General features: G+C 73.5%; 24 protein-coding genes. 5 read left to right on the top strand and 19 right to left on the bottom strand.

Translation table 11 applies throughout. The annotated features are described in order from the left end of the window. Window positions 1-41: 41 nt before the first annotated feature. Window positions 42-899, top strand: a complete 858-nt coding sequence (gene mazG, locus ANAE109_RS13925) for a nucleoside triphosphate pyrophosphohydrolase (RefSeq protein WP_012097518.1) — start codon at window positions 42-44, stop codon at window positions 897-899. 487 nt (window positions 900-1,386) lie between these two features. Further along, window positions 1,387-1,659, top strand: coding sequence for a 30S ribosomal protein S20 (gene rpsT, locus ANAE109_RS13930; RefSeq protein WP_012097519.1), 273 nt, complete (start codon window positions 1,387-1,389; stop codon window positions 1,657-1,659). A gap of 51 nt (window positions 1,660-1,710) precedes the next feature. Here the strand turns inward: rpsT and lptE are convergent, their stop codons facing one another. Together lptE and leuS are read right to left on the bottom strand one after the other, a co-directional pair. Continuing rightward, window positions 1,711-2,160: an LPS assembly lipoprotein LptE gene (lptE, locus tag ANAE109_RS13935; RefSeq protein ID WP_234945148.1), complete on the bottom strand. Its 450-nt coding sequence runs from the start codon at window positions 2,158-2,160 to the stop codon at window positions 1,711-1,713. Window positions 2,161-2,262: 102 nt separating this feature from the next. Continuing rightward, entirely contained in the window at window positions 2,263-4,779 is a 2,517-nt protein-coding gene (gene leuS, locus ANAE109_RS13940) for a leucine--tRNA ligase (RefSeq protein WP_012097521.1), read from the bottom strand. Window positions 4,780-4,914: 135 nt separating this feature from the next. Between leuS and asnS the strand changes: the two genes are divergently transcribed. From asnS to ANAE109_RS13955, 3 genes are all read left to right on the top strand, one after another. Next, window positions 4,915-6,219: an asparagine--tRNA ligase gene (gene asnS, locus ANAE109_RS13945; RefSeq protein WP_012097522.1), complete on the top strand. Its 1,305-nt coding sequence runs from the start codon at window positions 4,915-4,917 to the stop codon at window positions 6,217-6,219. Window positions 6,220-7,018: 799 nt separating this feature from the next. After that, window positions 7,019-7,765, top strand: a complete 747-nt coding sequence (locus ANAE109_RS25315; protein ID WP_158305892.1) for a hypothetical protein — start codon at window positions 7,019-7,021, stop codon at window positions 7,763-7,765. A gap of 241 nt (window positions 7,766-8,006) precedes the next feature. Further along, window positions 8,007-9,722, top strand: a complete 1,716-nt coding sequence (locus ANAE109_RS13955) for an HNH endonuclease (protein ID WP_012097524.1) — start codon at window positions 8,007-8,009, stop codon at window positions 9,720-9,722. Window positions 9,723-9,794: 72 nt separating this feature from the next. Here the strand turns inward: ANAE109_RS13955 and ANAE109_RS13960 are convergent, their stop codons facing one another. The 17 genes from ANAE109_RS13960 to ANAE109_RS14040 all read right to left on the bottom strand — a co-directional run bounded on the left by ANAE109_RS13960 (window position 9,795) and on the right by ANAE109_RS14040 (window position 26,199). Continuing rightward, on the bottom strand, window positions 9,795-10,574 hold the full coding sequence (locus tag ANAE109_RS13960; RefSeq protein WP_012097525.1) for a phosphatase PAP2 family protein: 780 nt from the start codon (window positions 10,572-10,574) through the stop codon (window positions 9,795-9,797). A 34-nt stretch (window positions 10,575-10,608) separates the two neighbouring features. Continuing rightward, window positions 10,609-12,066: an AcvB/VirJ family lysyl-phosphatidylglycerol hydrolase gene (locus tag ANAE109_RS13965; protein ID WP_012097526.1), complete on the bottom strand. Its 1,458-nt coding sequence runs from the start codon at window positions 12,064-12,066 to the stop codon at window positions 10,609-10,611. Continuing rightward, complete coding sequence (mprF, locus tag ANAE109_RS13970; protein ID WP_041448352.1) at window positions 12,063-14,600, bottom strand: bifunctional lysylphosphatidylglycerol flippase/synthetase MprF; 2,538 nt, start codon at window positions 14,598-14,600, stop codon at window positions 12,063-12,065. Before mprF ends, ANAE109_RS13965 begins: the two co-directional genes overlap by 4 nt. A 171-nt stretch (window positions 14,601-14,771) precedes the next feature. After that, window positions 14,772-15,371 (bottom strand): M17 family peptidase N-terminal domain-containing protein, encoded by a 600-nt coding sequence (locus ANAE109_RS13975; protein ID WP_012097528.1) that lies wholly within the window; start codon window positions 15,369-15,371, stop codon window positions 14,772-14,774. 14 nt (window positions 15,372-15,385) lie between these two features. After that, window positions 15,386-15,817: a transcription antitermination factor NusB gene (nusB, locus tag ANAE109_RS13980; protein WP_012097529.1), complete on the bottom strand. Its 432-nt coding sequence runs from the start codon at window positions 15,815-15,817 to the stop codon at window positions 15,386-15,388. Window positions 15,818-15,819: 2 nt separating this feature from the next. Beyond that, window positions 15,820-16,311 carry a 6,7-dimethyl-8-ribityllumazine synthase gene (gene ribE / locus ANAE109_RS13985; protein WP_012097530.1) on the bottom strand — a complete coding sequence of 164 codons (492 nt, stop codon included), beginning with the start codon at window positions 16,309-16,311 and terminating at the stop codon, window positions 15,820-15,822. Beyond that, window positions 16,308-17,585, bottom strand: a complete 1,278-nt coding sequence (locus ANAE109_RS13990) for a bifunctional 3,4-dihydroxy-2-butanone-4-phosphate synthase/GTP cyclohydrolase II (RefSeq protein ID WP_012097531.1) — start codon at window positions 17,583-17,585, stop codon at window positions 16,308-16,310. The genes ribE and ANAE109_RS13990 overlap by 4 nt, the downstream gene beginning before the upstream one ends. Then, entirely contained in the window at window positions 17,582-18,229 is a 648-nt protein-coding gene (locus tag ANAE109_RS13995; RefSeq protein WP_012097532.1) for a riboflavin synthase, read from the bottom strand. Before ANAE109_RS13995 ends, ANAE109_RS13990 begins: the two co-directional genes overlap by 4 nt. Window positions 18,230-18,241: 12 nt before the next feature. Next, window positions 18,242-19,447, bottom strand: a complete 1,206-nt coding sequence (ribD, locus tag ANAE109_RS14000) for a bifunctional diaminohydroxyphosphoribosylaminopyrimidine deaminase/5-amino-6-(5-phosphoribosylamino)uracil reductase RibD (protein ID WP_012097533.1) — start codon at window positions 19,445-19,447, stop codon at window positions 18,242-18,244. Next, window positions 19,444-19,932 (bottom strand): transcriptional regulator NrdR, encoded by a 489-nt coding sequence (nrdR, locus tag ANAE109_RS14005; RefSeq protein WP_012097534.1) that lies wholly within the window; start codon window positions 19,930-19,932, stop codon window positions 19,444-19,446. The genes ribD and nrdR overlap by 4 nt, the downstream gene beginning before the upstream one ends. Window positions 19,933-19,986: 54 nt before the next feature. Beyond that, window positions 19,987-21,240: a serine hydroxymethyltransferase gene (glyA, locus tag ANAE109_RS14010; RefSeq protein WP_012097535.1), complete on the bottom strand. Its 1,254-nt coding sequence runs from the start codon at window positions 21,238-21,240 to the stop codon at window positions 19,987-19,989. A gap of 45 nt (window positions 21,241-21,285) precedes the next feature. Continuing rightward, the gene (gene rpiB / locus ANAE109_RS14015; RefSeq protein WP_012097536.1) at window positions 21,286-21,729 is read right to left on the bottom strand and encodes a ribose 5-phosphate isomerase B; all 444 of its coding nucleotides are present in this window, start codon (window positions 21,727-21,729) and stop codon (window positions 21,286-21,288) included. Window positions 21,730-21,885: 156 nt separating this feature from the next. Beyond that, a complete protein-coding gene (fabF, locus tag ANAE109_RS14020) occupies window positions 21,886-23,127 on the bottom strand; it encodes a beta-ketoacyl-ACP synthase II (protein WP_012097537.1) in 1,242 nt (413 codons plus the stop codon). A 70-nt stretch (window positions 23,128-23,197) separates the two neighbouring features. Continuing rightward, a complete protein-coding gene (acpP, locus tag ANAE109_RS14025) occupies window positions 23,198-23,440 on the bottom strand; it encodes an acyl carrier protein (RefSeq protein ID WP_012097538.1) in 243 nt (80 codons plus the stop codon). A 55-nt stretch (window positions 23,441-23,495) separates the two neighbouring features. Then, window positions 23,496-24,245: a 3-oxoacyl-[acyl-carrier-protein] reductase gene (gene fabG, locus ANAE109_RS14030; RefSeq protein ID WP_012097539.1), complete on the bottom strand. Its 750-nt coding sequence runs from the start codon at window positions 24,243-24,245 to the stop codon at window positions 23,496-23,498. A gap of 11 nt (window positions 24,246-24,256) precedes the next feature. Then, window positions 24,257-25,198 carry an ACP S-malonyltransferase gene (gene fabD, locus ANAE109_RS14035; protein ID WP_012097540.1) on the bottom strand — a complete coding sequence of 314 codons (942 nt, stop codon included), beginning with the start codon at window positions 25,196-25,198 and terminating at the stop codon, window positions 24,257-24,259. A gap of 20 nt (window positions 25,199-25,218) precedes the next feature. Beyond that, window positions 25,219-26,199, bottom strand: a complete 981-nt coding sequence (locus ANAE109_RS14040) for a beta-ketoacyl-ACP synthase III (protein WP_012097541.1) — start codon at window positions 26,197-26,199, stop codon at window positions 25,219-25,221. Window positions 26,200-26,212 lie beyond the last annotated feature (13 nt).

Consider the following 26,212-nt stretch of genomic DNA (forward strand, 5'->3'; position numbering starts at 1 on the left):
GGATGCTAGCACGCCCGCTCCTGGGCTAAGAACACGCGACCATGTCGCGCGCGACCGATGCCATCGAACGTCTCCTCGGGATCATGCAGCGGCTCCGCGGCCCCGGCGGCTGCCCGTGGGACCGCGAGCAGACGCTGCGGAGCCTGCGCCCCTACGTGCTCGAGGAGACGTACGAGGTGCTCGAGGCCATCGACGCCGGGGACGCGCGGGAGCACTGTGAGGAGCTCGGCGACCTCCTGCTCCAGATCGTGTTCCAGGCGCAGCTCACCCGGGAGGCCGGACAGTTCGACTTCGCCGACGTCGCGAACGCCATCTCGAACAAGCTCGTGTCGCGCCATCCGCACGTCTTCGGCGACGTGGAGGTCGAGGACGCGGAGCAGGTCCTCCGCCAGTGGGCGGCGCTGAAGCGCGAGGAGAAGCGCGCCAAGGGGCGCGGCGAGAGCGTCCTCGAGGGCGTGCCGAAGGAGATGCCCGCGCTCGCCCGGGCGGACCGGCTCACCGAGAAGGCGAGCCGCATCGGGTTCGACTGGCCGGACGCGAGCGGTGCGCGAGAGAAGGTGAGCGAGGAGATTGGCGAGCTCGATCGCGCCATCGCCGCCGGCGACCGCGTCGAGATCGAGCACGAGCTGGGAGACGTCCTGTTCGCCGTCGCGAACCTGTCCCGGAAGCTCGGGATACCCCCGGAGGAGGCTCTGCGTGGGACCGTGGCGCGCTTCATCGCGCGCTTTTCACACATCGAGCGAGAGCTCGCGCGCCGCGGCGTGCCTCACGGCGGGGCCTCGCTGGAGGAGATGGACGTCCTCTGGAACGAGGCGAAGGTGCTGGAGGCCAAGGCGAAATCGGGCAGCGCTCCCGCCGTCACCGAGCCGCCACGGGGTTTGGGGAAAGAGCGTGGATAACTTTGTGGGCAGCACCTTCCTGCCCGTGATTTTCGCATCATCGGTGGGTCCCGGCGCATCCTGCATCAGCCCCTCGGCACCGTGATTCCAACAGGTTGGCACGGCACACCCCGGCGCCAATCCACAACCGGCCGTCAAGTGCCCCGGGGGGATTCCCGCTTTCCCGTCGCAAGTGGATAACTCACCTGCCCCGTGTCAAATCGACCCGGACCGGAGGTGTGATCGCCGTTCGGGTCTCCCCCGAACTCCCGTGGCGGAAGGCCGCACGATATGCAGGCGAGCAACCGATCAACTCGCTCGCCAGCCGCCGGCGCCGCCGGCGCCGCCGGCGCGCGCTCCGCGGAGTCGCCGGTTCCCCTGCCGGCGCCGCCCGCACCGGCGGAAGATCCGCAACGACACGCCACCGAGCGGTCATAACCCCTTGACGTCGCTTGCGATGGACGGTAGATAGCGCGCCCTCGAACCCTCGAGACGACAAGAGGTCAGCTTGGCGAACACCGCATCGGCCGAGAAGCGCAACCGTCAGGCGCAGAAGCGCCGCGCCCGCAACGTTCAGGTCCGCACCGGCGTGAAGAGCGCCGTGAAGAAGGCCCGCGAGGCGATCACCCAGGGCGACGGCAACGCCGCCCGCGACGCCTTCAAGGCGGCCGCCCGCGCCCTCGAGAAGGCGAGCTCGAAGGGCGTCGTCCACAAGAACGCGGCTTCGCGGAAGATCTCGCGGCTCGCCAAGGCGGCCGCCAAGGTCGCGGCCGCGAAGTAGTCGGTCCCGCCGTCGCCAGCCGCGCCGAGCACGGCGCGGCCGGCGGCGCTCCTACCGCTCGAACGCGCGCAGGAGCTCGCGCGCCGCCTCCTCCGTCACCCGGCGGAGCGCGAGCGCGCGGCGCCCCTCCGTCTCGAGCGCGTCGGCGCCCACGCCTGCGAGGTAGTCGGTCTCGCGCCGGACGGTCCGCTCCGAGACGGTCGCGCCGTCCACGACGAGGCGCGCTCTCACCTCCACGCCGATGCGCCACGTGGCGCTCTCCGGCGAGGACGGCCCCGGTGCGCCCGCGCGCACCTCCCCTACGAGCTCCGCCGGTGCGCCCGGCCCCGCCGCCGCCCCGCGGCGCGCGAGCTCGGTGCGCAACGCGGACGTCAGCTCGGCGCCGAGGGACGCCTCCGTCGACAGGTTCTCGAAGGCGCGCACGTGGATGTGCTCCGCGCCCCCCTGCGCCACGTAGCGCGTCTCGAGCGCGTAGCCGCAGGCGGAGAGCGCCACCGCCACGGCGAGCGCGCCCGCGCGGACCGCACGCGAGCGCAGGGGCAGCCGGATGAGGCTGCCCCGGAGCGAGCCGGGGGGGCGTGGGGGGGTAGCCAGCCTCACCGGCTACCCCACCACGAAATTGATGAGCCGCTTCGGCACGAAGACCACCTTGCGAACGGTCTTGCCGTCGAGGTGCGCCCGCACCCGCTCCTCGCCCTCGGCGAGGGCGCGGACCTCCGCCTCGCCGGCCGCCACGGGCGCCTGCACCTCGCCGCGCAGCTTGCCGTTCACCTGGACCGCGATGGTGACGACGTCCGCGGCCACCAGCGCCGGCTCGAACGAGGGCCACGGCGCCTCGGCGAGCAGCCGCTCGCGAGCGGCCGGCCCGAGCACCTCGTGCCAGAGCTCCTCCGCCGCATGCGGCGCGAACGGGGCGAGCAGGGTCGCCACGGCGAGGAGGGCCTCGCGGACGGCGGCCTGCTCCGGCTCGCTCTTGGGCTCGAGCTGGTAGAGCGCGTTCACGAGCTCCATGAGGGCGGCGATGCTGGTGTTGAACTTCAGCTCGCCTTCGAGCCCCTCCGTCACGCGCTTGATGGTCCGGTGCGTCCTGCGGCGCAGCTCGAGGAAGTCCCCCTGCGCCTGCGCGAGCGCCGCCTCGGGGGCGCGGAAGCACTCCTGGCGCGCGTGGAAGATCCGCCAGACGCGGGCGAGGAAGCGGAACATCCCGTCGACCTGCTCGTCGGACCAGTCGATGTCCTTCTCGGGAGGCGCCGCGAAGAGCATGAAGAGCCGGACCGTGTCGGCGCCGAAGCGCGCCACCATCGGCCCCGGCGCCACCACGTTGCCCCAGCGCTTCGACATCTTGCGGCCGTCGGGGCCGTTCACGATGCCCTGGGTCACGAGCCGCTTGCACGGCTCGTCCTCGCGGACCAGCCCGAGCCGGTGCATCACCCGGTGCCAGAACCGGAAGTACAGCAGGTGCATGACGGCGTGCTCGGGCCCGCCCACGTACACGTCCACCGGAAGCCAGCGCGCCGCCTCCGCGGGGTCGAACGGGCGCGTGTCGTCCTTCGGCGAGAGGTAGCGCGCGTAGTACCAGGACGAGTCGACGAAGGTGTCCATCGTGTCCACCTCGCGCCTGGCGGGCTTGCCGCAGCGCGGGCAGGTGGTGTTCACGAACGACGGGACCTTCGCGAGGGGCGGCTCGCCGGTGCCGGTGATGATCGCCTCCTTCGGCAGCGTGACGGGGAGCTGGTCCTCGGGGACGGGCACCGCCCCGTGATCCGGGCAGTAGACGATCGGGATCGGCGTGCCCCAGTAGCGCTGCCGCGAGAAGCCCCAGTCGCGCAGGTGCCAGCGGACCGTCGGCTGGCCGAAGCCGCGCGCCTGCGCCTCCGCGGCGAGCTTCTCGCGCGCCTGCGCGCTCGCGAGGCCGGTCGCGCTGCCCGAGCCCTCGAGCACCCCGTCCTCCGTGAACGCCTGCGCCAGCGCCTCGCCGGCGGGGAGCTTCTCCCCCTTCGCCGGCTGGATGACGACGCGGATCGGCAGGCCGTACTTCCGCGCGAACTCGAAGTCGCGCTGGTCGTGGGCGGGCACGCTCATCACGGCGCCCGTGCCGTACTCGGCGAGCACGAAGTTCGCGATCCAGACCGGGACCTGCTCGCCGGTGTACGGGTTCACCGCGTGCGCGCCGGTGAAGACGCCCTCCTTGGGCGCGCTCTCGCCGGTCCGCTCCGCGGCCTCGGTCCTTCGCATGCGCTCGACGAACGCGCGCACCTCGGCCTGGCGCTCGGGGACGGTGATCCGCTCGACGAGCGGGTGCTCCGGCGCGAGCACGACGTAGGTGCAGCCGTAGATGGTGTCGACGCGCGTCGTGAAGACCTTGATCGGGAGTCCGGGGGGCGCCGCCTCACCGCGCCCTCCGGCGAGGATGAAGTCCACCTCCGCGCCGACGCTCTTGCCGATCCAGTTCCGCTGCATCGTGGTGATGCGCTCGGGCCACTCGGTGAGGCGGTCGAGCCCGTCGAGCAGGTCCTGCGCGAAGGCGGTGATCCGGAACGCCCACTCGGGGATCACCTTCTCCACCACCGGCGAGCCGCAGCGCTCGCAGGTGTCGTCGACCACCTGCTCGTTCGCGATGACGGTCGCGCAGCCGGTGCACCAGTTCGCCTTCCCCTCGCGCCGGTAGACGATGCCCAGCTCCAGCATCCTGAGGAAGAACCACTGATTCCAGCGGTAGTAGGACGGGTCGGCGGTGACGACCTCGCGGTCCCAGTCGAAGGCGTAGCCGAGCTTCTTCATCTCGGCCCGGAACGCCACGATGTTCTCGCGCGTCCGCTCCTCGGGGTGGCGCCCGTCCTTGATGGCGGCGTTCTCGGCCGGCAGCCCGAGGGCGTCGAAGCCGATGGGGTGGAGCACGTCGTGCCCGCGCATGCGCAGGTGGCGCGCCAGCGCGTCGCCGATGGTGTACACGCGCGCGTGGCCCATGTGCATCGCGCCGGAGGGATACGGGAACATCTCGAGCACGTAGCGCTTCTCTGCATCCGGACGGCGGCCGGCGCGGAAGGCGCCCGCCTCCTCCCAGCGTGACTGCCAGCGGGGCTCGATCGACTGCGGCTCGTAACGTTCGTTCATCGACATAGGGGCCGGCGATATTACCGGAGGGAGGGGGTCTCGTCTGCCCTTCCTGAGCCCTCGTCGCCGCGGACCCCGCCGCGGGGGCTTCGGCTATATTGCCGGCTCCTTCAGCGCTCGAGCGCAACGGAGCCCACGCGCATGTTCCCGCCCGTCCACGTCGCCGACATCGCCCAGCACGAGGGGAAGGAGGTCACCCTCCACGGCTGGCTGTACAACCGCCGCTCGTCGGGGAAGCTGCACTTCCTCCAGGTCCGCGACGGCACCGGTACGATCCAGTGCGTGGTCTTCAAGGGGAACGTGAGCCCGGAGGCGTTCCGCGAGGCGGACCACCTGCCTCAGGAGACGAGCCTCACCGTCACCGGGCTGGTGAAGAAGGACGAGCGGTCGCCGATCGGCTTCGAGCTCGACGTGCGCGACCTGAAGGTCGTGGCCCTGCCTTCCCAGGAGTACCCCATCGGCCACAAGGAGCACGGCGTCGCCTTCCTGATGGAGCAGCGGCACCTCTGGCTCCGCTCGCAGCGGCAGCAGGTCATCCTGCGCGTGCGGCACACGGTCGAGAAGGCCATCCGCGACTTCTTCGACGCGCGCGGCTTCACCCTCGTCGACGCGCCGATCTTCACGCCGTCCGCCTGCGAGGGGACCTCCACCCTCTTCGAGGTCCCCTACTTCGAGCTGGGCAAGGCGTACCTGACGCAGTCCGGCCAGCTCTACATGGAGGCCGCGGCCATGGCGCTCGGGAAGGTCTACTGCTTCGGGCCGACCTTCCGCGCCGAGAAGTCGAAGACGCGCCGCCACCTGACCGAGTTCTGGATGGTCGAGCCGGAGGTGGCCTACATGGACCTCGACGGCGACATGGAGCTCATGGAGCAGTTCGTCTCGCACGTCGTCCAGACCGCGCTCGAGAAGCACCGCAAGGAGCTCGTGGCCGTGCTCGAGCGCGACGTGTCGAAGCTCGAGAACGTGAAGCCGCCCTTCCCGCGCATCACCTACACCGAGGCCGTCGACGTGCTGCAGAAGGCCGGCCACCCGATGAAGTGGGGCGACGACATCGGCGGCGACGAGGAGACCGTCATCGCGAAGCAGTACGACCGGCCGGTGATGGTGCACCGCTACCCGGCGGAGATGAAGGCCTTCTACTTCAAGAAGGACCCCACGGACCCGAAGGTCGCGCTCGGCTGCGACGTGCTCGCGCCGGAGGGCTACGGCGAGATCATCGGCGGCGGCGAGCGCGAGAGCTCGCTCGAGACGCTCGAGGCGGCCATCGCGCACCACCAGCTCCCGAAGGAGGCGTTCGAGTGGTACCTCGACCTGCGCCGCTACGGGACGGTGCCGCACGCCGGCTTCGGCATGGGAGTGGAGCGCTGCGTCGCGTGGATCTGCGGGCTCCATCACGTCCGCGAGACCATCCCGTTCGCGCGGATGATGGAGCGGATCACGCCGTGAGCCTGACCGCGCGCTTCGCGCGCGGCGGCTCACGGCCATGATCGAACGGGGGGCTGCGCCCCCCGCCCCGTCGACGGCTGACCGCCGTCGCCCGGGGCCCACCCCTGCTCGCCGGGGCCCGTGACCTCCGCCGGAGGCGGAGGTCCCCGGCGCGCCGGCTTCGCCGGCGGTTACGGCCGACACCGCGCGCTGCCGCATCGGAAGCGCCCCGCGCCTTCCCGCGCTACGCGCGGCGGCTCACGGCCATGATCGAACGGGGGGCTGCGCCCCCCGCCCCGTCGACGGCTGACCGCCGTCGCCCGGGGCCCACCCCTGCTCGCCGGGGCCCGTGACCTCCGCCGGAGGCGGAGGTCCCCGGCGCGCCGGCTTCGCCGGCGGTTACGGCCGACACCGCGCGCTGCCGCATCGGAAGCGCCCCGCGCCTTCCCGCGCTACGCGCGGAGGCTCACGGCCATGATCGAACGGGGGGCTGCGCCCCCCGCCCCGTCGACGGCTGACCGCCGTCGCCCGGGGCCCACCCCTGCTCGCCGGGGCCCGTGACCTCCGCCGGAGGCGGAGGTCCCCGGCGCGCCGGCTTCGCCGGCGGTTACGGCCGACACCGCGCGCTGCCGCATCGGAAGCGCCCCGCGCCTTCCCGCGCTACGCGCGGAGGCTCACGGCCATGATCGAACGGGGGGCTGCGCCCCCCGCCCCGTCGACGGCTGACCGCCGTCGCCCGGGGCCCACCCCTGCTCGCCGGGGCCCGTGACCTCCGCCGGAGGCGGAGGTCCCCGGCGCGCCGGCTTCGCCGGCGAGACGCGTGATCAGCTTCGTGGCTCGGGCGACTCAGGCCTCGTTCCTGGACTGTCGGTGCACGGATAGTATCGCCGGCTCGGGGGTCGCCATGCCGCTCTTCGCGCTCGTGATTCCGGTCCTGCTCGCGGCGGATCTCGGCGCCGCGTTGCCCGCGGGGGCGCTTCCTGACGCCCGCGACCCCATCGCGCCGCTTCTCGCCGCCTCGCCCGCGGGCGAGCGCTTCGCCCACGAAGAGGACGTTCAGAGCGCGGTTCCACCAGGCCGATGGCTGGCCGCGTCGGGGGCGACGCTCCTCGGCGACGCAGCCGTCACGGGGCTCGCCCTCGCCGGCGCCTCGATGTCGGTCGATGCGTGGCTGCGAGACCGTCCGACGACCGCCGGGGGAGCCGTCACGGGCGTCGCGGTGCTCGCGGCGCTCGTCGCCCCGCCCGTGTTCGCGACGTGGGGGGCGCGCCGCGCGGGCGCGCCGGGCGAGCACGCGGGCCGCGCCTACGGTCTCGGCCTCCTCGCGCACATCGGCGGCGCCACCGCGGCGTGGGGGCTCTCCGCGGTCGCGCAGCGCCACACCTCCGTCGAGCCGGGCCCTGTCTTCGTGGCGGCGTTCGCGGTCTCGGAGCTGGCGCTGATGCCGTGGGTGGTGACGCGCGCTCTCGGGGGAGCCTCGCTGGCGGACGAGCCGACAGCGCCGGTGGACGGAGGGCCCTCGACACGCGCGCGCCCGCTCCGCGACCCGGCGCTTGCTACGCGCTGAACGAGTCGTCACCGACTCGAGTCACGACGAGACTCCTCCCTCGGTGGATCGCGAGGGGACGGCGCCGACGGCCGGGCGGCCGGACCGAGCCAGCGACACCGGCCCGTCCGATCACGCCGGACCTCGCCGCGATCGGATCCAGGTCGGAAATGCGCGTCTGGAAGGCTCGAGAACGCAATCGGCCGATCGGGCTCGCTGCGTCTGCGATCGGTGGACTCCAAACCACGTCCATTGACCGTCAGTGTCAGACCTCCATGCCATCCTGTGCGCGATGGAGGCCGCGCTCCCCACGCTCGAGACGGACGCGGTGACGCCCGACGCCTCGCTGGCCGGCTTCGCGGCGCCGCGGCTCGAGCTGCCGCCGCTCACCCGGGCCGAGCTCGAGACGTGGTTCCGCGGCGGGGAGCCGGAGGCGGACGCGTGCGAGCACCTCCTCGCCTGGGCGGCGCGGGCGCGGGCCGGATTGGATCTCGCGATCGGCGAAGGGCTCGACGCGCTCAGGCGGCGGGAACGGCTCGCGGAGCTGGGCTATCACCTCGACGACTATGCCCGCGAGGTCCTCGACCTCGGGAAGCGCACGGCCGAGAACCTCGCCCGGCTCGGGGCTGGGCTGCGAACACGTCCTCTGCTCCGGGAGGCGCTGCGGTCCGGGCGCGTCCGGATCCGCGCGGCGGAGACGGTGCTGCCGGTCGCGGTCGGCGAAGCCGAGGCGCTCTGGATCGAGCGCGCCAGGGTGCAGACGGTCCGGGAGCTGGAGGAGGAGGTCCGCGCGGCGCGCGCGCAGCCGAACGACGATGGCGAGGAGGAGTGGGTCCGGCTGCGCACGCATCTGCCACCGAACGAGCGGCTGGTCGTCGACGAGGCGCTCGCGGCCGCCCGCGAGCAGCTGCCGGGCTCGACCCGCATCGAGCAGCTGGAGGCGCTCGCGCAGGAGTACCTTGCCGAGTTCTCGACCGACGGCGACTCCGACGAGACGCGCCCGCTCGGGCCCGGGTTTCGCGCGTGCGGCCTCGGTCACCCTGCGCGGCGCGCGGCGGGCGGGGCCGCGACCGATCGATGCGCCGAGCTCCCCCCGGTTCCGGAGCTCGCCGCGCCGGACGTCCCGTTCGACGAGACCTCGACGGCGCAGGAGATCGACGAACGTCTCCGCGCGCTCTCCCGCCTTCGGATGGCATGGGATTCGCTCATCGGATTCTGCGGGCACGCGGTGAAGCGGAGCGGGATGCACGTGCTCCTGGGGTACGGCGGCTTCCGCCAGTACGTCGAGGAGCGGCTGGGGCTCCCCGCGCGCGCGGTGGAGCAGCGCGTCGCGCTCGAGAAGCGGCTCTGGGACTCTCCGGCGCTCCAGGAGGCGCGGCGGCAGGGCGTGTCGTACGAGAAGCTGCGGGTACTCGCGCGCCTGCCGGAGGCCGACATCGCCTCGTGGATCCCTCGGGCGCTCGAGGCGACCTGCATCGCGCTGAACCGCGAGGTGGAGGGCGAGCGCGACGGGCAGATGCGTGCGCGGCAGAAGCTCCTCGTTCCGCTGCCGCGCCGCGTGGCGGTGCTCCTCGAGGCGGCCGTCGAGGCCGTCCGGGGACGATTCGGGCGCGTACTCTCGACCGGGACGTGCCTCTCGGTCATCGCGTTCCATTTCCTCGCGTCGTGGAGAGGCGCGGGCAGACGTTCGAAGACCCGTTCGCAGAAGATCCGCGACCGGGATCAGGGCTGGTGCCAGGTCCCGGGGTGCAGCCACCGCGCCGCCCACTCGCACCACATCGACTACCGCTCGCACGGCGGCAGCGACGACCTCGAGAACCAGGTCGGCCTCTGCGCCTTCCATCACCTGCGCTGCATCCACCGCGGCTTTCTTCGCGTATTCGGACGGGCGCCGGACCGGCTCATCTGGATGCTGGGCGAGACGGTCTGGAAGGGACCTCCGGTCCGGAGCGCCGGCGCAGAGCTGCTGGCGAGCTGAACCGCGGTGAGGATATGGCGCACAGGGCGCGGGCCTTTGCCCCGTCGTCGCACCCCGGGTCGCCGTCGCCATTCAGAATCTCCCCACGAGCGCGAGGCCGCCGCCGAGCGGCGCGAGGGCGAGGCGTGCCGGGCCGCCGCGGGCGTGCAGGAGCGGGACGGCGGTCCCGACCGCCGCCCCGGCCACGAACCCCACCACCACGTCGGTCGGGAAGTGGTGGCCTCCCCAGACCCGCTCCACGCCCACGCTCGCGCCGCCCACGGCGGCCACGAGCCAGGGCCAGCGGCGCTCGCCGTAGCGGAGCCGGATCGTCCAGGCGGCGTCGGTGAGCGCCGCGACGGTGGCGCTCGTGTGGCCGGACCAGAACGCCCGGTAGGAGCCCGGCTCGCGCAGGTACGCGGGCTGGCCCTCGTACGCCCGCGGGATGGGGCGCTGGCTCGTGTACTTCGCGAGCGTGGTGAGCGCGCCGCTCACGGCGAGCGTCTCGGCGAACACCGTGAGGTCCTGCAGGAACGCGCGGCTTCCCCCGAGCACCGCCCAGTCCGCGAGCGGCGGGGCGAGCAGGGCGAGGAACAGCGTCGCCTGGCTCGCGTGCGCCGCGGCGTCGCTGTGGAGGCCGATCGCCCAGCGGTCGAGCGGGTTCACCTCGCCCTCGTCGCACGGGCAGCGCAGGTCGATGATCCGGTCCTCGAGCAGCCAGGGCACGAGGTTCGCGAGCCCCGCCCCCGCGACGATCGCGCCGTCCACCAGGGGGTCGACGCGGAACACCTCGGCCGGGTGCGCAGCCGCCGCGGGGGACGGGGCAGACACGATCACCGCTGCGGCGAGCGCGACGACCGCCCAGGACTTCAAGAGCCCTCCCCTCCGCCGACGTCGCCCAGGCGAATCATGGAGACCGCGAGCCGCCGTCGCCTGGTACGCCTGCGGGTGCGTTCGCCGCCTCGCTCACGATCCGCCCGAGGCTCGGGTAGTCCCGATCGAAGTGATGCCCGCCCGGGAGCACGACCCGGTCGACCCAGGGCAGGTCCGCGAGGTGGGGGCAGAGGCTGTCCTGCTCGTCCGCGCCCTGCACGCACAGGAACCGGGTGGCGCCCGCCGAGGCGCGCACCGCCGCCTCCGTGGACGTCGCCGTGCTCCGCCGCGGGGTCGAGAACAGGTCGACGACGTGGACCTCGAACTCGGCGGACGTCCCGGGGCCGAGCATCGCGACGAGCTTCAGCGCGGCGCGCTGGTCGGCCGGGAGGCGCGTCGCGACGAACGGCACGATGTCGGCGCCCCGGGAGTAGCCGAGGAGGAGCAGCTCGCTCCGGCCCCACGCGGCGCGGTAGTGCGCGAAGATCCGTGCGACGTCCGCGGCGGTCTCGCCGGGCGTCCGTCGCCGCCAGAAGTAGCGGAGCGAGTCGAGCCCGACCACCCCGACGCCCGCGTCGGCGAGCGCGCGCCCCACCCCCTTGTCCAGGCCGACCCAGCCGCCGTCGCCCGTGAGGAGGACGGCGAGACGTGGACCGGGCTTCGCGGCGGGAACCTCGACGAGCGGCAGATCCTTCACCTGCGCACCCGCGTCCGGCCCTGGCTTCGCCGCTGGCGGCGGCGCCGTCCCGACCGGCCCGGCGTGGTGCGCCTCGATGCGCGCGATCTCGGCCGAGACGGCGTCCGCCCAGCGATCGCCGGGCGCGAGCGAGTGGGCGGCCCCGGCGACCACGGTCACGGCGAGGGCGGCGCGTGCTCGCCCGAACTCCTGCGCGCTCGCCGCGGGGCAGACGCGGTCGTCCGCCCCGGCCACGATCGCGAACGGTGCGCCCGGGCGGGCCTGGTCGCCCGGGAGGTCGCCTTCGGGCGTCCTGCGCGGCGGCGGCCCCGCGCCCGCGCAGAGCGTCACGCCGAGCGGCTTCCCGGGGCAGGGCGCGAGGGCGACCACGCCCGCGAACGTGCCGTCGGGCGCCTGCGCCAGCGCGGCCCACGCCGCGGCGGCCCCCTGCGCATAGCCGACGAGCATCGGCCGGACGTACTCCTCGAGCCCGAGCGCCTTCTCGACGTGCTGGGCGAGCGATTCCAGGTCGCCCGCCGGGTAGACACAGCGGCCCGCCCGCCGGAGGGCGAGGTAGCCGGGCGTGTCGATCGCGAGCACGAGCGCCCCCTGCGCAGCGAGGGCGTCGGCGAGGGCGAGCTCGCCGCGCGCGAGGCCACCCTCCCCGGAGAGGAGCAGCACCGCGCGCCGCGGCTGGCCCGCGGGAGCCCGGACGTGGACGGTACCGACGCCCGCGAGCTGGAGGGTGCGCGAGGACGGCGGCGGGGTCGCCGGGGCGCTCGCGCCGAGCAGCGCGGCGACGACGAGCGCGATCATCGGGTCACCACGCCCTTCAGGCCGCGCGAGACGAGCGCCGCGACGTTCGTGAGCACGAGCGGCAGCCGGAACCCGCTCGGCGCGGCGAGGAAGCGGGGGCGCCACTCCGGCGCGAACTTCTCCTTGTACTGGCGGAGCCCCTGGAAGTTGTAGAAGTACTCGCCGTGCCGGTAGAGGCGGGCCCCGAGCCTGGTCCAGAGGGGCGCGAGCGTCCGGTCCTCCAGGCCCGAGAGCGGCGCCATCCCGAGGTTGAACGCCTCGTATCCCTCGCCGAGCCCCCAGCGCATGAGCGACACGAACAGGAAGTCCATGGTCGCGCGCGGCGCCTCGGCGACGTGGCGCATGAGATCCACCGACAGCTCCGCCCGGCACGTGCCCGCCCACACGTTCGCGAACGCGACGGGGCGGCCGTCGAGGAGCGCGAGCGCGACGGGCCCCTCGCGCAGGTAGCGCTCGTCGAAGTAGCCCAGCGAGAACCCCTTCTCGCGCGTGCTCCGCTCGGCGAGCCACGCGTCGGAGATGCGCCTGAGCTCCGGGACGAGGGGCGGCACGCGATCGGCCGGGACGAGCTCGAACGCGAGCCCGTCGCGCTCGGCCCGGTGGAACGCCTGGCGCAGCGGCCGCCGCTCCGCGCCGTCCAGGGAGAACGTGCGGAGCGGGACGATCGCCTCCTCCCCGAGCCGGTGGATCGCGAGCCCGAGGTCCAGGTAGCGCGGGAGCGCCGAGGGGCCGATCTGGTAGAAGCAGGCCCAGCCACCGTGGCGGTCCGACAGCTCGCGGAAGCGCCACGCCAGCTCGGTCGCGGCGCGGCTCGAGCCGATCGGATCTCCCATGGAGCACCAGGTCCGCCCCTCCACGCCGTACATGAGGAACGACGCCCCGTCGTCGCCGAAGAGGATGGGCTTGTCCCCGAGGAGGGCGACGTGGGCGGTGGAGTCCTCCGCCCGGGCCACGATCGGCCGCAGGCGCGCGAGCTCCGCCTCTCCCGGCGGCGCGGGCTCGGGCGGCGCCGGGTGCACGAGGCGCACGATGCCGTAGAGCACGACCGCGCAGACGCCGACGACCGACGCGCGGAGGAAGCGCGGGGCCTCGGCGTGGAAGGCGAAGTCGAACCACAGGTCGCGCGAGTACTCGACGTGCCGGAAGGCGAACAGCCCGATCCAGAGCGACGCGCCGAGCACGGCGAGCACCGCCGCGATCCAGCCCGGCGACAGCGGCACGTCGAGGAGCGCGCTGCGCCGGTAGAACTGCCGCCGGAACGGCAGGAGCGCGAGGAGGAGCGCCGTGAGCAGCGACGCCTCCTCCCAGTCGAGGCCCTTCGCGAGCGACGCCGCCGCGCCGGTCGCGAGGAGCGCCACCGCCAGCACCCACGCCCCGTCGAGCCGCCGCGCGAGCGCGCGCGCCAGCAGGAGGAGCGCGGTGCCGACGAGGCTCCCCACCAGGTGCGACGCCTCGAGCAGCGCGAGCGGGATGGTGCGCCTCAGCAGGTGGAGGCGACCCGCGCCGGCGGGGGTCGCGCCCGACACGAGGAGGACCGCGCCCGCGATCATGCTCCCCAGCGCCGCCAGCCAGGGCACGACCGGCGCGAACGAGGCGTGCGCGACCCTCAGCGCGCGCCCCAGGCGCTCGCGCCGCACGACGAGCTCGTTCACGGCGAGGAGCGCGAAGGCGACGACGAAGGGCGCGAGGTAGTAGACGAGCCGGTACGCGACGAGGCTCGACAGCACCGCCGGCGCGGGCACCGCGGGCGTCAGCGCCGCGAGCACGATCGCCTCGAACACGCCCACGCCGCCGGGGAGCTGCGAGGCGAGCGCCGCCACCTGGGCGACGACGAACAGGCCGACGAGGCCGGCGAGCGGGAGCGGCGACGACGGGGGCAGGAGCACTTGCAGGACCACCGCCGCGAGCACCCAGTCCGCGGCCGACACGGCCACCTGCGCGGCGGCCAGCCCGAGCGAGGGCAGCCGCACCGTGGCGCCGCCGATCCGCAGCTCGCGCCCGAGCGCGGCGAGCACGAGGTAGGCGGCGGTGATGGCGAGCGCCGCGAGGCCGAGCGCGCGCGCCACGAGCGGCGGGAGCGGCACCGGCGCGCCGGCGAGCAGCGCGACGCCGAGCAGGGGGAAGAGCCCCGCCCAGAGCTGGGCCGCCGTGAAGCCCACCACCTTCGTGATCTCCGCCGCGGACAGCCCCCACTGCGAGTAGAGCCGGAACCGCACCGAGCTGGAGGAGAGGAGCGCGAACCCGACGTTGTTCCCGAACGCGTAGGCGATGAAGGAGGTGAAGGCCACCCGACCGTACGGGAGCCTGCGGCCCGCGAAGCGCAGCGCGAGGAGATCGTAGGCCCCGAGCAGGAGATAGTCGGCGAGCGTGACGGCGACCGCGGCCGCCACGGCCGCGGCCGGCAGGGCCGAGAGCCCCCGCTCGACGTCCCGGAGGTGGAACGCCCGCAGCTCGGCGTGCAGCGACCAGGCCGCCACCCCGAGCAGCACCGGCGGGACCAGGGCCGCCGCGATCCGCCTGACGCGCGTGCGCATCGTTCGAGTGGCGCTTCCGAGCGGCCCCATCCGGCCGCCCTGCTCCACCCGTCTGATGTCACCCGGCGCCCGCGCGCGGCTCAACGTCCGCGCGGGGCTGCGCTCGTCGCGGGCTGCGCCCCGGGGCCGCGCCCTGAGGCGCCGGCCACGATCGAAAGGGGGCCCCCTGCTTCAGCTGCGCGGGACCGCGGGGGCGCGCAGCACGCCGCCGACGTGCGGCAGGGCACGGGCCCGCGGCATCTCGACGCGGGTGGGCGGCGCGATCACCTCGACCTCGACCGCGAGCGTGTTGCGGGCGGTGGAGAGGTCGCGCTGGAGCTGCCGCGCGTCGCCGAGGACCACCTGGCGGCGCACGGGCTTCGTCAGGCTCGCCTCGACCCACAGCCGCGCCGCGAGGGCGGCGTCGCCGCCGGAGAGCGACGGCATGGAGATCGCGAACGCCTCGCTGCCGGCGCGCGCGAGCGCCTCCAGCCCCGCGCGCGCGGCGGGCAGGAAGGCCTCGGGCGCGAGGGAGACGTCCGGCAGGCCGAAGCAGAAGAGCCGCGCGGGCCCCATGCGGCCGCCGGTGGGCAGGAGGAGCGCCTCGCCCCGCGCGCCCTCGAACAGGCCGTTCCGGATCGCGCGCGAGATGGCGCCGCACATGCGCCAGTCCACGAACCCCGCGAGCCCCTGCAGCGGGCGCTCCGGCCCGACGAAGACGCCGACGGCGTCGACGTCGAGCGCGTCGAGCGCCGGGAGCCCCAGGTCAGCCACCTCGATCTTGAGGGCCACGCCGCTCCCTTCTCCTACCGGTCCGTGCGGCGCCGCTCGGGCGGGAGCCCGGCGGCGACCTTGTCGAGGACGCCGTTCACGAAGGCGCCCGAGCTCTCGGAGCCGTACTTCTTGCCGAGCTCGATCGCCTCGTTGATCGCCACCTTCACCGGGACGTCCGTCCGGAGGAGCTCGTACACCGCCAGCCGCAGGACGTTCCGGTCCACCTTCGCCATGCGGTCGAGCCGCCAGTTGGTCGAGACGCCCTCGATGGTATCGTCGATGGTCCTGCGGTGGGCGGCGACGCCGCGCACGAACCCCTCGGCGTCCTCCATCACCTCCCGCTCCACCGGCTCGAAGCTCTTCCAGAACCGCGAGAGCGCGTCGTCGATCCCCTCGGCGGCGACGTCGATCTGGTAGAGCGCCTGCAGCGCCCGCTCGCGCGCCCTCGTCCGCTTCAGCGACACGATCACTCCGCCCGGCGGGGCGAGGGCACCTTCGCGGCCTCGCGCAGCACGTTCGCCTGCTCGACCGCGGCGACGGCCGCCTCCGCGCCCTTGTTGCCCGCCTTGACGCCGGCGCGCTCGAGCGCCTGCTCCAGGGTGTCGCAGGTCAGGATCCCCATCGACACGGCGCAGTCGGACTCGAGCGCGATCTGGGCCACGCCCTTCGTCGCCTCGCCGGCGACGTACTCGAAGTGCGGGGTGCCGCCGCGGATCACCGCGCCGAGCGCGACCACCGCGTCGTAGCGCGCGCTCCGCGCGACGCGACGGAGCAGCGCGGGGAGCTCGAAGGTCCCCGGGCAGCGGAACACGTCGATGTCGCCGTCCTTGACGCCGTGGCGCCGGAGCGCGTCGGCGGCGCCGACCAGCAGCTGCTCGGTGACGAGCGAGTTGAAGCGCGCGACCACCAGCCCGACCTTCAGCCCGGTCGCGACGAGCGAGCCCTCGTAGACGTTCATCGCTTCCTTCCTTTCGCGCGGGACGCCGTCCGCCGCGCCGGCGCCGCCGGCGCGAGCGTGAGCAGGTGGCCCATCTTGTCCCGCTTGGTGATGAGGTACGCGCGGTTGCGGCGGGTGGCCGGCATCTCGATCGGCACGCGCTCCACCACCTCGAGCCCGTAGCCCTCGAGCCCGATGATCTTCTTGGGGTTGTTGGTGAGCAGCCGCATCTTGCGGACCCCGAGGTCGCGGAGGATCTGCGCGCCGATCCCGTAGTCGCGCAGGTCCGGCTTGAAGCCGAGCCGCACGTTCGCCTCGGCCGTGTCGTACCCCTCGTCCTGGAGGTTGTACGCCTTCAGCTTGTTCGCGAGGCCGATGCCCCGCCCCTCCTGATCGAGGTAGAGCAGGACGCCCTTGCCCGCGCGCTCGATCTGGCGGAGGGCGGCCTGGAGCTGCGGGCCGCAGTCGCAGCGCTCGCTCCCGAACACGTCCCCGGTGAGGCACTTCGAGTGGACGCGCACCATGACCGGCTCGCCCTCGCGCCACTTCCCCTTCACGAGCGCGACGTGCTGGTGCCGGTCCACCTCGTTCTCGTACGCGACCGCCCGGAACTCCCCGTACTCCGTGGGCAGCGGCGCCTGCGCGGCCCGGTGGACGAGGGTGTCCTTCAGCATCCGGTACGAGATGAGGTCGGCGACCGAGACGAGGGGGAGGTCGTGCTCGGCGGAGAGCCGCTCGAGCTCCGGCATCCGCGCCATCGTCCCGTCGTCGTTCATCACCTCGCAGATGACGCCGGCCGGCTTCATGCCGGCGAGGCGGGCGAGATCGACGGAGCCCTCGGTCTGGCCGGCGCGCACGAGGACCCCGCCCTTGCGCGCGCGGAGCGGGAAGACGTGGCCGGGCCGGGCGAGATCGTCGGGGCGCGCGTCGTCGCGCACCGCGGTGAGGATGGTGTGGGCGCGGTCCTTGGCGCTGATCCCGGTGGTCACGCCCTCCTTGGCCTCGATCGAGACCGTGAAGGCCGTGCCGTAGGAGGAGGAGTTGGCGCTCTCGTCCACCATGAGCGGCAGGCGCAGCGTGCGGACCTTGTCCTCGGTGAGCGAGAGGCAGATGAGGCCGCGCCCGTACTTCGCCATGAAGTTCACGGCGGCGGGGGTGACCTTCTCCGCCGCCATGCAGAGGTCGCCCTCGTTCTCGCGATCCTCGTCGTCGGTGAGGATCACCATCTTGCCGGCGCGGATGTGGGCGATCGCCCGCTCCACGCGCTCCACGGCGTGCGCCGCGTGGTCCTTCACTGTCCGCTCCCCGAGCCGTAGCCCCAGCGCGAGAGGTCGGCCGCGCTCGGCCCCTCGAACTCGCGCAGCCGCGCCACGTGGCGCGCGATGACGTCCGCTTCCAGGTTCACCTTCGTCCCGGGCCCGGCCTCCCCGAGCGTCGTGCGCGCGAGCGTCTCGGGGATGAGCGCCACCTCGAACCGATCCCGCGTCGCCGCCGCGACCGTCAAGGACACCCCGTCCACCGCGATCGAGCCCTTCTCCGCCACCAGCGGCGCGATGCTCGCCGGCAGCGAGATCGTGAGGCGCGCGCCCTGGCCCTCCGGCCTCCGCTGCACGACCTCGCCCACCGCGTCGACGTGCCCCTGCACGAGATGCCCCCCGAGCCGCTCCCCGACGGCGAGCGCGCGCTCGAGGTTCACCTTCGTCCCCGGACGCCAGCCGCCCACCGTCGTCCGGGAGAGGGTCTCCGGGACGGCGTCGAAGGAGACGCGCCCCCCGCCCCGCTCGACGACGGTGAGGCACGCGCCCGAGCAGGCGATGCTCTCGCCCAGGACGAGGGCGTCCACGGGGAGGGCCGCCGGCCGGACGGTCAGGCGAGCGCCGCCCTGCCGTGGCACGATCGCCTCCACGAGGCCCAAGTCCGCGACGAGACCGGTGAACATTCGCGGCGAATCCTAGCCCCGGCGGGGATTTTTAGCCAACAGGCCACGCGGGCCCCGGCGCGCCGGCGTGCCGGTCACGAGGACGTCGTCGCCCACCCGCTCGACCCGCACGTCCGCGAGCGACAGCGCGTCCGCCATCCGCGCCGGCCCCCGGCCGGCGACGAGCGGGATGCCGTCGCCCCCGGCGATCTTGGGCGCCACGAAGATGGCGACGCGATCGACGAGCCCCTCCTGCAGGAAGCGCGCGTGGACCCGCGCCCCGCCCTCCACGAGCAGGTGCGTCACGCCGCGCGCCGCGAGGCGGGCGAGCAGGTCGCGGAGGTCGACGCCGCCCGGGCCGCGGCGGCAGCGCAGGAGCTCGATCCGCGGGCCGAGGTCGCGGGCGCGCGCCGAGGCGTGCGCGACGAGGGTCGGGGCCGCGGAGCGCTGCCGGAACAGGTTCAGATCCCGCGGGAGCGAGAGATCCGTGTCCAGCACCACGCGGATGGGATCGCGCCCGCGCCCGCCGGGGAGCCGGGTGGTGAGGCGCGGATCGTCCGCGCGGGCGGTGCCGCTGCCCACGAGCACCGCGTCCACCCGGTCGCGCAGCCGGTGCACCCAGCGGCGCGCCGGCTCGCCCGTCACCCAGCGCGCGTCGCCGGTGCGCGTCGCGATCCGGCCGTCCAGGGTGACCGCCGCCTTGAGCGTCACGTGCGGGCGCCGCTCGGTGATGAAGGTGAACCAGTGCGCGTTGAGCTCGTCGCAGGTCTCCCGCAGCACGCCGGTCACCACCTCGACCCCTCCCTCGCGGAGGCGGGCGACGCCCCGCCCGTTCACGAGCGGGTTGGGATCGGCGGAGCCGACGAACACGCGGCGGACGCCCGCCTCGAGCACCGCCACGGAGCATGGCGGGGTCCGCCCGAAGTGGTCGCAGGGCTCGAGCGTCGTGTAGAGGTCTGCGCCGCGCGCGCGGGCGCCCGCGGCGCGCAGCGCGACCACCTCGGCGTGAGGACCGCCCGCCCGCGCGTGGTGGCCGCGAGCGACGACCCGCCCGCCCTTCACCAGCACCGCGCCGACGGCGGGGTTGGGGCTCGTCCGGCCCAGCCCCTTCGTCGCCTCGCGCACCGCGGCGCGCATGAACGCCTCGCGGGCGGCCTCGTCGGGCGCGGCGGCGCGGGGCGCAGCGCGACGGGCGCGCAGGGCCGGAGAGCGGCGGCCGCGGCTGACGACCCGGCTCATCGAGACCCCTCTCCTCCCGGCTTCGAGCCCGGCTCCTTGCGCCCGAGCCCCTCGAGCTCCGTCATGAACTCCCCGACGTCCCGGAACGCCCGGTACACCGACGCGAACCGGACGTACGCCACCTCGTCGAGCCGCCGGAGCCGCTGCATCACCGCCTCGCCGATGGCGACGGTGCGGATCTCGCGCTCGCCGAGCTCCTGGAGCTGGCGCTCCACGCCCGAGACGAGCGCCTCGATCTCCTCCGCGGACACGGGCCGCTTCTGGCAGGCGCGGGCGACGCCCTCGACGATCTTCTTGCGATCGAAGGGCTCCCGCCGGCCGTCCTTCTTCACGACGTGCGGGAGGATCTCCTCGATGCGCTCGTAGGTCGTGAACCGCCGGGTGCACCCCAGGCATTCCCGCCGGCGCCGGGTCGCCTGCCCGTCCCCCGCCTCGCGCGAGTCGACGACCCGGTCCTCGAGGTGTCCGCACCAAGGGCAGCGCATGGCGTCTCCGCGGGCGGCGCGCGGCTCGCCGCGAGGGCCGCCCGCGCGGGGGTTCTACAACCGGTCCTGGTACATCGGGAACTGCGCGCAGAGCTCGCGCACCTCGCCGCGCACCGCGGCGATCACCTTCTCGTCGGCCGGCGCGTCGAGCACCCGGCCGATGAGCGAGGCCACTGTGGCCATCTCGCCGGGACCCATCCCGCGCGTGGTGAGCGCGGGCGTGCCGACTCGGATGCCCGAGGTGGTCATGGGCTTCTCGGGATCCCACGGGATCATGTTCTTGTTCACCGTGATGCCGGCCTTCCCGAGCGCCTCCTCGCCGATCTTGCCCGTGAGCTTCTTCGGGCGCAGGTCGACGAGCATGAGGTGGTTGTCGGTGCCGCCCGAGACGAGCCGCAGGCCGGCCTCCTTGAGCCCCTCGGCCAGCGCCTGCGCGTTCTCGACGATCCGCCGCTGGTACTCCTTGAAGCTCGGCTGCAGCGCCTCGTGGAACGCCACCGCCTTCGCGGCGATCACGTGCTCGAGCGGACCGCCCTGGATGCCCGGGAAGATCTGCGAGTTGAGGACCTTCGCGTGCGCCTCGCGGGTCAGGATGAGGCCACCCCGCGGGCCGCGCAGCGTCTTGTGCGTGGTGGTGGTGACGATCTCGGCGTGCGGCACCGGGTTCGGGTGGAGCCCCGCCGCGACCAGGCCGGCGATGTGGGCCATGTCCACCACCAGCGCCGCGCCGACCTCCCGCGCGATCCCGGCGAACCGGTCGAAGTGGAGCGTGCGCGGATAGGCGCTCGCGCCGACCATGAGGACCTTCGGGCGGTGCTCCCGGGCGAGGCGCGCGACCTCGTCCATGTCGATGGTCTCGTCGCTCTGCTTGAGCCCGTAGGGGACGATCTTGAAGAGCTTGCCCGAGAAGTTCACCGGCGAGCCGTGCGTCAGGTGACCCCCGAAGTTGAGGCTCATCGCGAGGACGGTGTCGCCCGGCGTGGCGAGCGCGAAGTACGCCGCCATGTTGGCCTGCGAGCCCGAGTGCGGCTGCACGTTCGCGTGCTCGGCGCCGAAGAGCTGCTTCGCGCGGTCGATGGCGAGCTGCTCGACCTTGTCGACCACCTCGCACCCGCCGTAATAGCGCTTGCCGGGGTAGCCCTCCGCGTACTTGTTCGTGAGGGTGGAGCCCATCGCCTCCATCACCGCGGGCGAGACGAAGTTCTCGCTGGCGATGAGCTCGAGCCCCTCCGCCTGGCGGCGAGTCTCCTCGCGGATGAGCTGCGCGATCTGGGGGTCGGCCTCGGCCAGGGGCTTCGTCGGCATCATCGAAAGATCTCCTCGCGGCGAGCGGCGTTCATACCGCCCCGCAACCTACTTTTCCATGTCCTTCAGCTTCTGGACGCGGCGCTCGTGGCGGCCGCCCTCGAAGCGCGTCTCGAGGAACGCCTTCACGATCGCGGCCCCGAGGCCCAGCCCGACCACGCGCTCGCCGATGCAGAGCACGTTCGCGTCGTTGTGGAGGCGCGCCATCCGCGCCTCGTACTCCGAGGCGCAGTGCGCAGCGCGCGCCCCCTTCACCTTGTTGGCCGCGATCGACATCCCGATGCCGGTCCCGCACACGAGGAGGCCGAGCCGCGCCCGCCCGCTCGCCACGGCCTCGGCCACCTGCCGGGCGTAGTCCGGGTAATCCACGCTCTCCCCGGAGAACGGCCCGACGTCCTCGACCTCGAAGCCGGCCTCGCGGGCCACCTTCACGGCCTCGGCGCGGAGCGAAAGCCCCGCGTGGTCCGAGCCCGCGATCACACGATCCGCCATGGAGTCCTCCGGAAGGGGCGGCATTCTTCCACACCGGCGGGGCTCGCGTCGCCCCCTCTCGTCGGGGGCGGCTTGGCCGCCGGACGCCCGCCCGCCACGAGACGCCGAAGGGCGCCGCCCGGCGGACGGCGCCCCAGGGACTCGGCCGCGACGCCGCTACGCCCTCTTGAACAGCAGCACCGCGTTCGTGCCGCCGAACCCGAAGGAGTTCGACATCGCGTAGTCGATCCGGACCTCGCGCGCCTGGTTCGGGATGACGTCGAGCGGGCACTCGGGATCCTGCTCCTCGACGTTGATGGTCGGAGGGAGGACGCCGCGCGCCAGGGCGAGGACGGACACCACCGCCTCCAGCCCTCCGGCGGCGCCGAGGAGGTGCCCCGTCATCGACTTCGTCGAGGACACCATGAGCCCCTGCTTCGCGTGCGCGCCGAACACCTTGCCGATGGCCTGGCACTCGGCCACGTCGCCCTGCGGCGTGGAGGTGCCGTGCGTGTTCACGTAGCCGACCTGGTCGGGGGAGATCCCGGCGTCGCCGAGCGCCATGCGCATCGCGCGCTGGCCGCCCTCGCCCTCCGGCGCGGGCGAGGTGATGTGGTTCGCGTCGGCGCTCGCGCCGTAGCCCACCACCTCGGCGTAGATCCTCGCGCCGCGGCGGCGCGCGTGCTCGTACTCCTCGAGGATGAGGAGGCCGGAGCCCTCTCCGGCGACGAAGCCGTCGCGGTTCTTGTCGAAGGGCCGGCTCGCCTGCTCCGGCGCGTCGTTCCGCTCGGAGAGCGCGCGGGCCGCGCAGAACCCGCCGATGCCGAGCGGCGTGATGGTGGCCTCGCAGCCGCCCGTGATCATCACGTCGGCGAGGCCGCGCTCGATGTAGAGCGTCGCGTCGCCGATCGAGTGGTTGCCGGTCGCGCAGGCGGACACCGGCGAGAAGTTCGGGCCCTTCAGGCCGTACTTCAGGCTGATCTGCCCGGGCGCCAGGTTGATGATGAGGCTCGGGATGAAGAAGGGGCCGATCTTGCGGACGCCCTTCTCGAGGAAGACCTTGTGCTCCTCCTCGATGGTCCCGAGGCCGCCGATGCCGGCGCCGACGATGGCGCCGATCCGCTCCGGGTCCTCCTTCGCCATGTCGAGGCCGGAGTCCTTCATGGCCATGTCGGCCGCGGCCAGCGCGAACTGGATGAACCGGTCGTTCCGCCGCGCTTCCTTGCGATCCATGAACTTCGTGGGATCGAACCCCTTCACCTCGCCCGCGATGCGGGTCGGGAAGGTCGACGCGTCGAACAGGGTGATCGGCCCGATGCCGCTCTTCCCGGCGACGAGCGCGGCCCAGGACTCCTCCACCCCGATGCCGACGGGGGAGACGAGACCGAGCCCGGTGACGACGACACGGCGCCTGCTCATGCGGTTCACCTCAGGTAAAATAACCGAACTGCGCCCCGGGCGCTTCTCGCCCGGGGTCCCTCGCCTGCCGCTACTTCTTGTGCGTCGTGATGTAGTTCACCGCGTCCTGGACGGTCTTGATGTTCTCCGCCTCCTCGTCCGGGATCTCGACCTCGAACTCCTCCTCCATCGCCATGACGAGCTCGACGATGTCGAGCGAGTCGGCGCCGAGGTCCTCGATGAAGCTGGAGGTGATCTTGATCTCGTCCTCGCCGACGCCCAGCTGGTCCGCGATGATGTTCTTCACCTTCTGCTCGACGTTCGCCGTGGTCATGTTCCGTCCTCCTGTGGTGTGAAGCCGTTGAAGAGCCGCGCCCGCGCGGGCGAGGCTACATGTACATGCCGCCGTTGACCCGCAGCACCTCGCCGGTCACGTACGACGCCAGATCGCTCGCGAGGAACGCCACCGCGTTCGCGACGTCGTCCGCGGTCCCGAGCCGCGCGAGCGGGATGAGGTCCTGCAGCTTCGCCTTCGCGGCCTCGGGGAGCGCCGCGGTCATGTCCGTCTCGATGTAGCCCGGCGCCACCGCGTTCACGCGGACGTTGCGCGAGGCGAGCTCGCGCGCGACGGACTTGGTGAGGCCGATCAGGCCGGCCTTCGTCGCCGCGTAGGCGGCCTGGCCGGCGTTGCCCATCTCGCCGACCACCGAGGTGAGGTTCACGATCGCCCCGCCCCGCGCCTTCATCATCGGGCGCGTGACGGCGCGCGTCAGGTTGAACGCGCCGGTGAGGTTCACCTGGAGCTGGCGGTTCCAGTCCTCGTCCTTGAGGCGCATGACGAGCTGGTCCACCGCGATGCCGGCGTTGTTCACGAGGACGTGCAGCCCGCCCAGCTCCGCGACGATCGCCTCGACCGCCTGGTTGCAGGCGGCCGGGTCGGCGACGTCGAACCGGTAGAGCTTGGCCTTCGGCGCCCCCGCCTGCTGGACGAGCGCGAGCGCCTCCGCGGCGGCCGCCTCGTTGCCCGCGTAGTTGAGCGCCACGTTCGCGCCGCCCCTCGCGAGGGCGACCGCGACGGCGCGCCCGATGCCGCGGGAGGCCCCGGTCACGAGCGCGGTCTTGCCGGTGAAGTCGAACATCCCCTCTCCTCTCACGCCGCGAGGGCGGCGAGCGTCTTCTCCAGCGACGCGCCGTCCTCGACGTTCCAGGTCTCGACGCTGCGGTCGATGCGCTTCGCGAGGCCGGACAGCACCTTCCCCCGCCCCACCTCGACCACGCGGGTGACGCCCTGCCGGACGAGCTCCTCGACGCACTCGATCCAGCGCACCGGGGCCGTCACCTGCTCGACGAGGAGCGGCACGATCCGCCCGGCGTCGGCGTTCGGCCTCGCCTCGACGTTCGTCACCACCGGGCAGCGCGGCGCCGCCCAGGGGATCTCCCGCAGCACGGGCTCGAGCCGCGCCTTCACCGGCGCCATGAGGGCGCAGTGGAAGGGGGCGGACACCGGGAGGGGGAGCACGCGCTTGGCCCCGGCCTCCTTGAGGCGCACCCCGGCCTGCTCCACGGCGCCCGCGGCCCCGGCGATGACGGTCTGGGCCGGCTCGTTGTAGTTCGCGGGCGAGACGACCGCGCCCGTCTCGGCCGCCACCGCCGCGCAGATCTCGCGCACCTTGGCCGGGTCGAGCCCGAGCACGGCGCTCATCGCGCCCTCGCCGGCCGGCACCGCCTCCTGCATGAACGTGCCGCGCGCGCGGACCGCCTTCGCGGCCGCCGCGGCGCCGCACGCGCCCGCGGCGACGAGCGCGGAGTACTCCCCGAGCGAGTGGCCGGCCACGAGCGCGGGGACGACGCCGCGCGCCGCGAGGACCGCGGCGGCCGCGGCGGACACGGTCAGGATGGACGGCTGGGTGTTGGCGGTGAGGCGGAGCCGGTCCTCCGGCCCCTCGAAGCAGAGCGCGGAGAGCCGCTCGCCGAGGGCGGCGTCCACCGCCTCGAACACGGCGCGCGCCTCGGGGAACCGATCGTGGAGGTCCTTGCCCATGCCCACGGCCTGCGACCCCTGGCCGGGGAAGACGAATGCGAGCTTGCCCATCGCCGTGCCGTTCTCCTCGCCTACCACCGCACGACGCTGGCGCCCCACGCCATGCCGCCGCCGATCGCCATCATCAGGATCACGTCGCCCGGCTTGAACCAGCCGGCCCGGTTCGCCTCGTCCAGCGTCATCGGCACGCTCGCCGCCGAGGTGTTGCCGTACTTCTCGAGGTTCATCCAGCACTTCGAGGCGGGGAGCTCGAGCCGCTGGAGCGTCGCGTCCAGGATCCGCTTGTTCGCCTGGTGCGCGATGACGTAGGTCACGTCGCCCGGGGTGAGCTTCTCCGCCGCGAGCACCTCGCGGCAGCTCTCCTCGAGCGCGCGCACCGCGACCCGGAACACCTCGCGGCCGTTCATCTTCACGAAGTGCGACTTGTCCCGGAGGACCTTCTCCGAGATCGGCTCGCGCGAGCCGCCGCCGGGCTGGAAGAGGATGGGGACCAGCGCGCCGTCCGAGTGGAGCCGCGTCGTGAGGATGCCGCGGCTCGGGTCGTCGGTGGGCTTCAGCACCATCGCGCCCGCGCCGTCGCCGAAGAGGATGCACGTGTTGCGATCGGTCCAGTCGGTGATGCGCGTGAGGGTGTCGGCCCCGACCACGAGCGCGTTCTTCACCGCGCCGCTCGCCACGTATCGATCGGCGACCGACAGCGCGTAGAGCGAGCCGGCGCAGGCGGCGGACACGTCGAACGCGAACGCCTTCTTGTTCCCCAGCCGGCCCTGGAGGACCGCGGCGGCGGAGGGGAACGGGTAGTCGGGCGTGATGGTGCCGACCACGATCGCCTCGACGTCCTTGGGATCCAGGGAGGCCGCCTCGCACGCGCGGACGGCCGCCTTCACGGCGAGGTCGCTCGTCGCCTCGTCGGGGGACGCCACGTGACGCTCGCGGATGCCGGTCCGCTCGACGATCCAGTCGTCGCTCGTCTCGACCATCTTCTCGAGGTCACGGTTCGTCAGGACCTTCTCGGGCGCGTAGGAACCGGTGCCGGCGATGAACGATCGCATGTCTTCCTTTCGA

The sequence above is a fragment of the Anaeromyxobacter sp. Fw109-5 genome, assembly GCF_000017505.1.
Taxonomy (GTDB): Bacteria; Myxococcota; Myxococcia; order Myxococcales; family Anaeromyxobacteraceae; genus Anaeromyxobacter.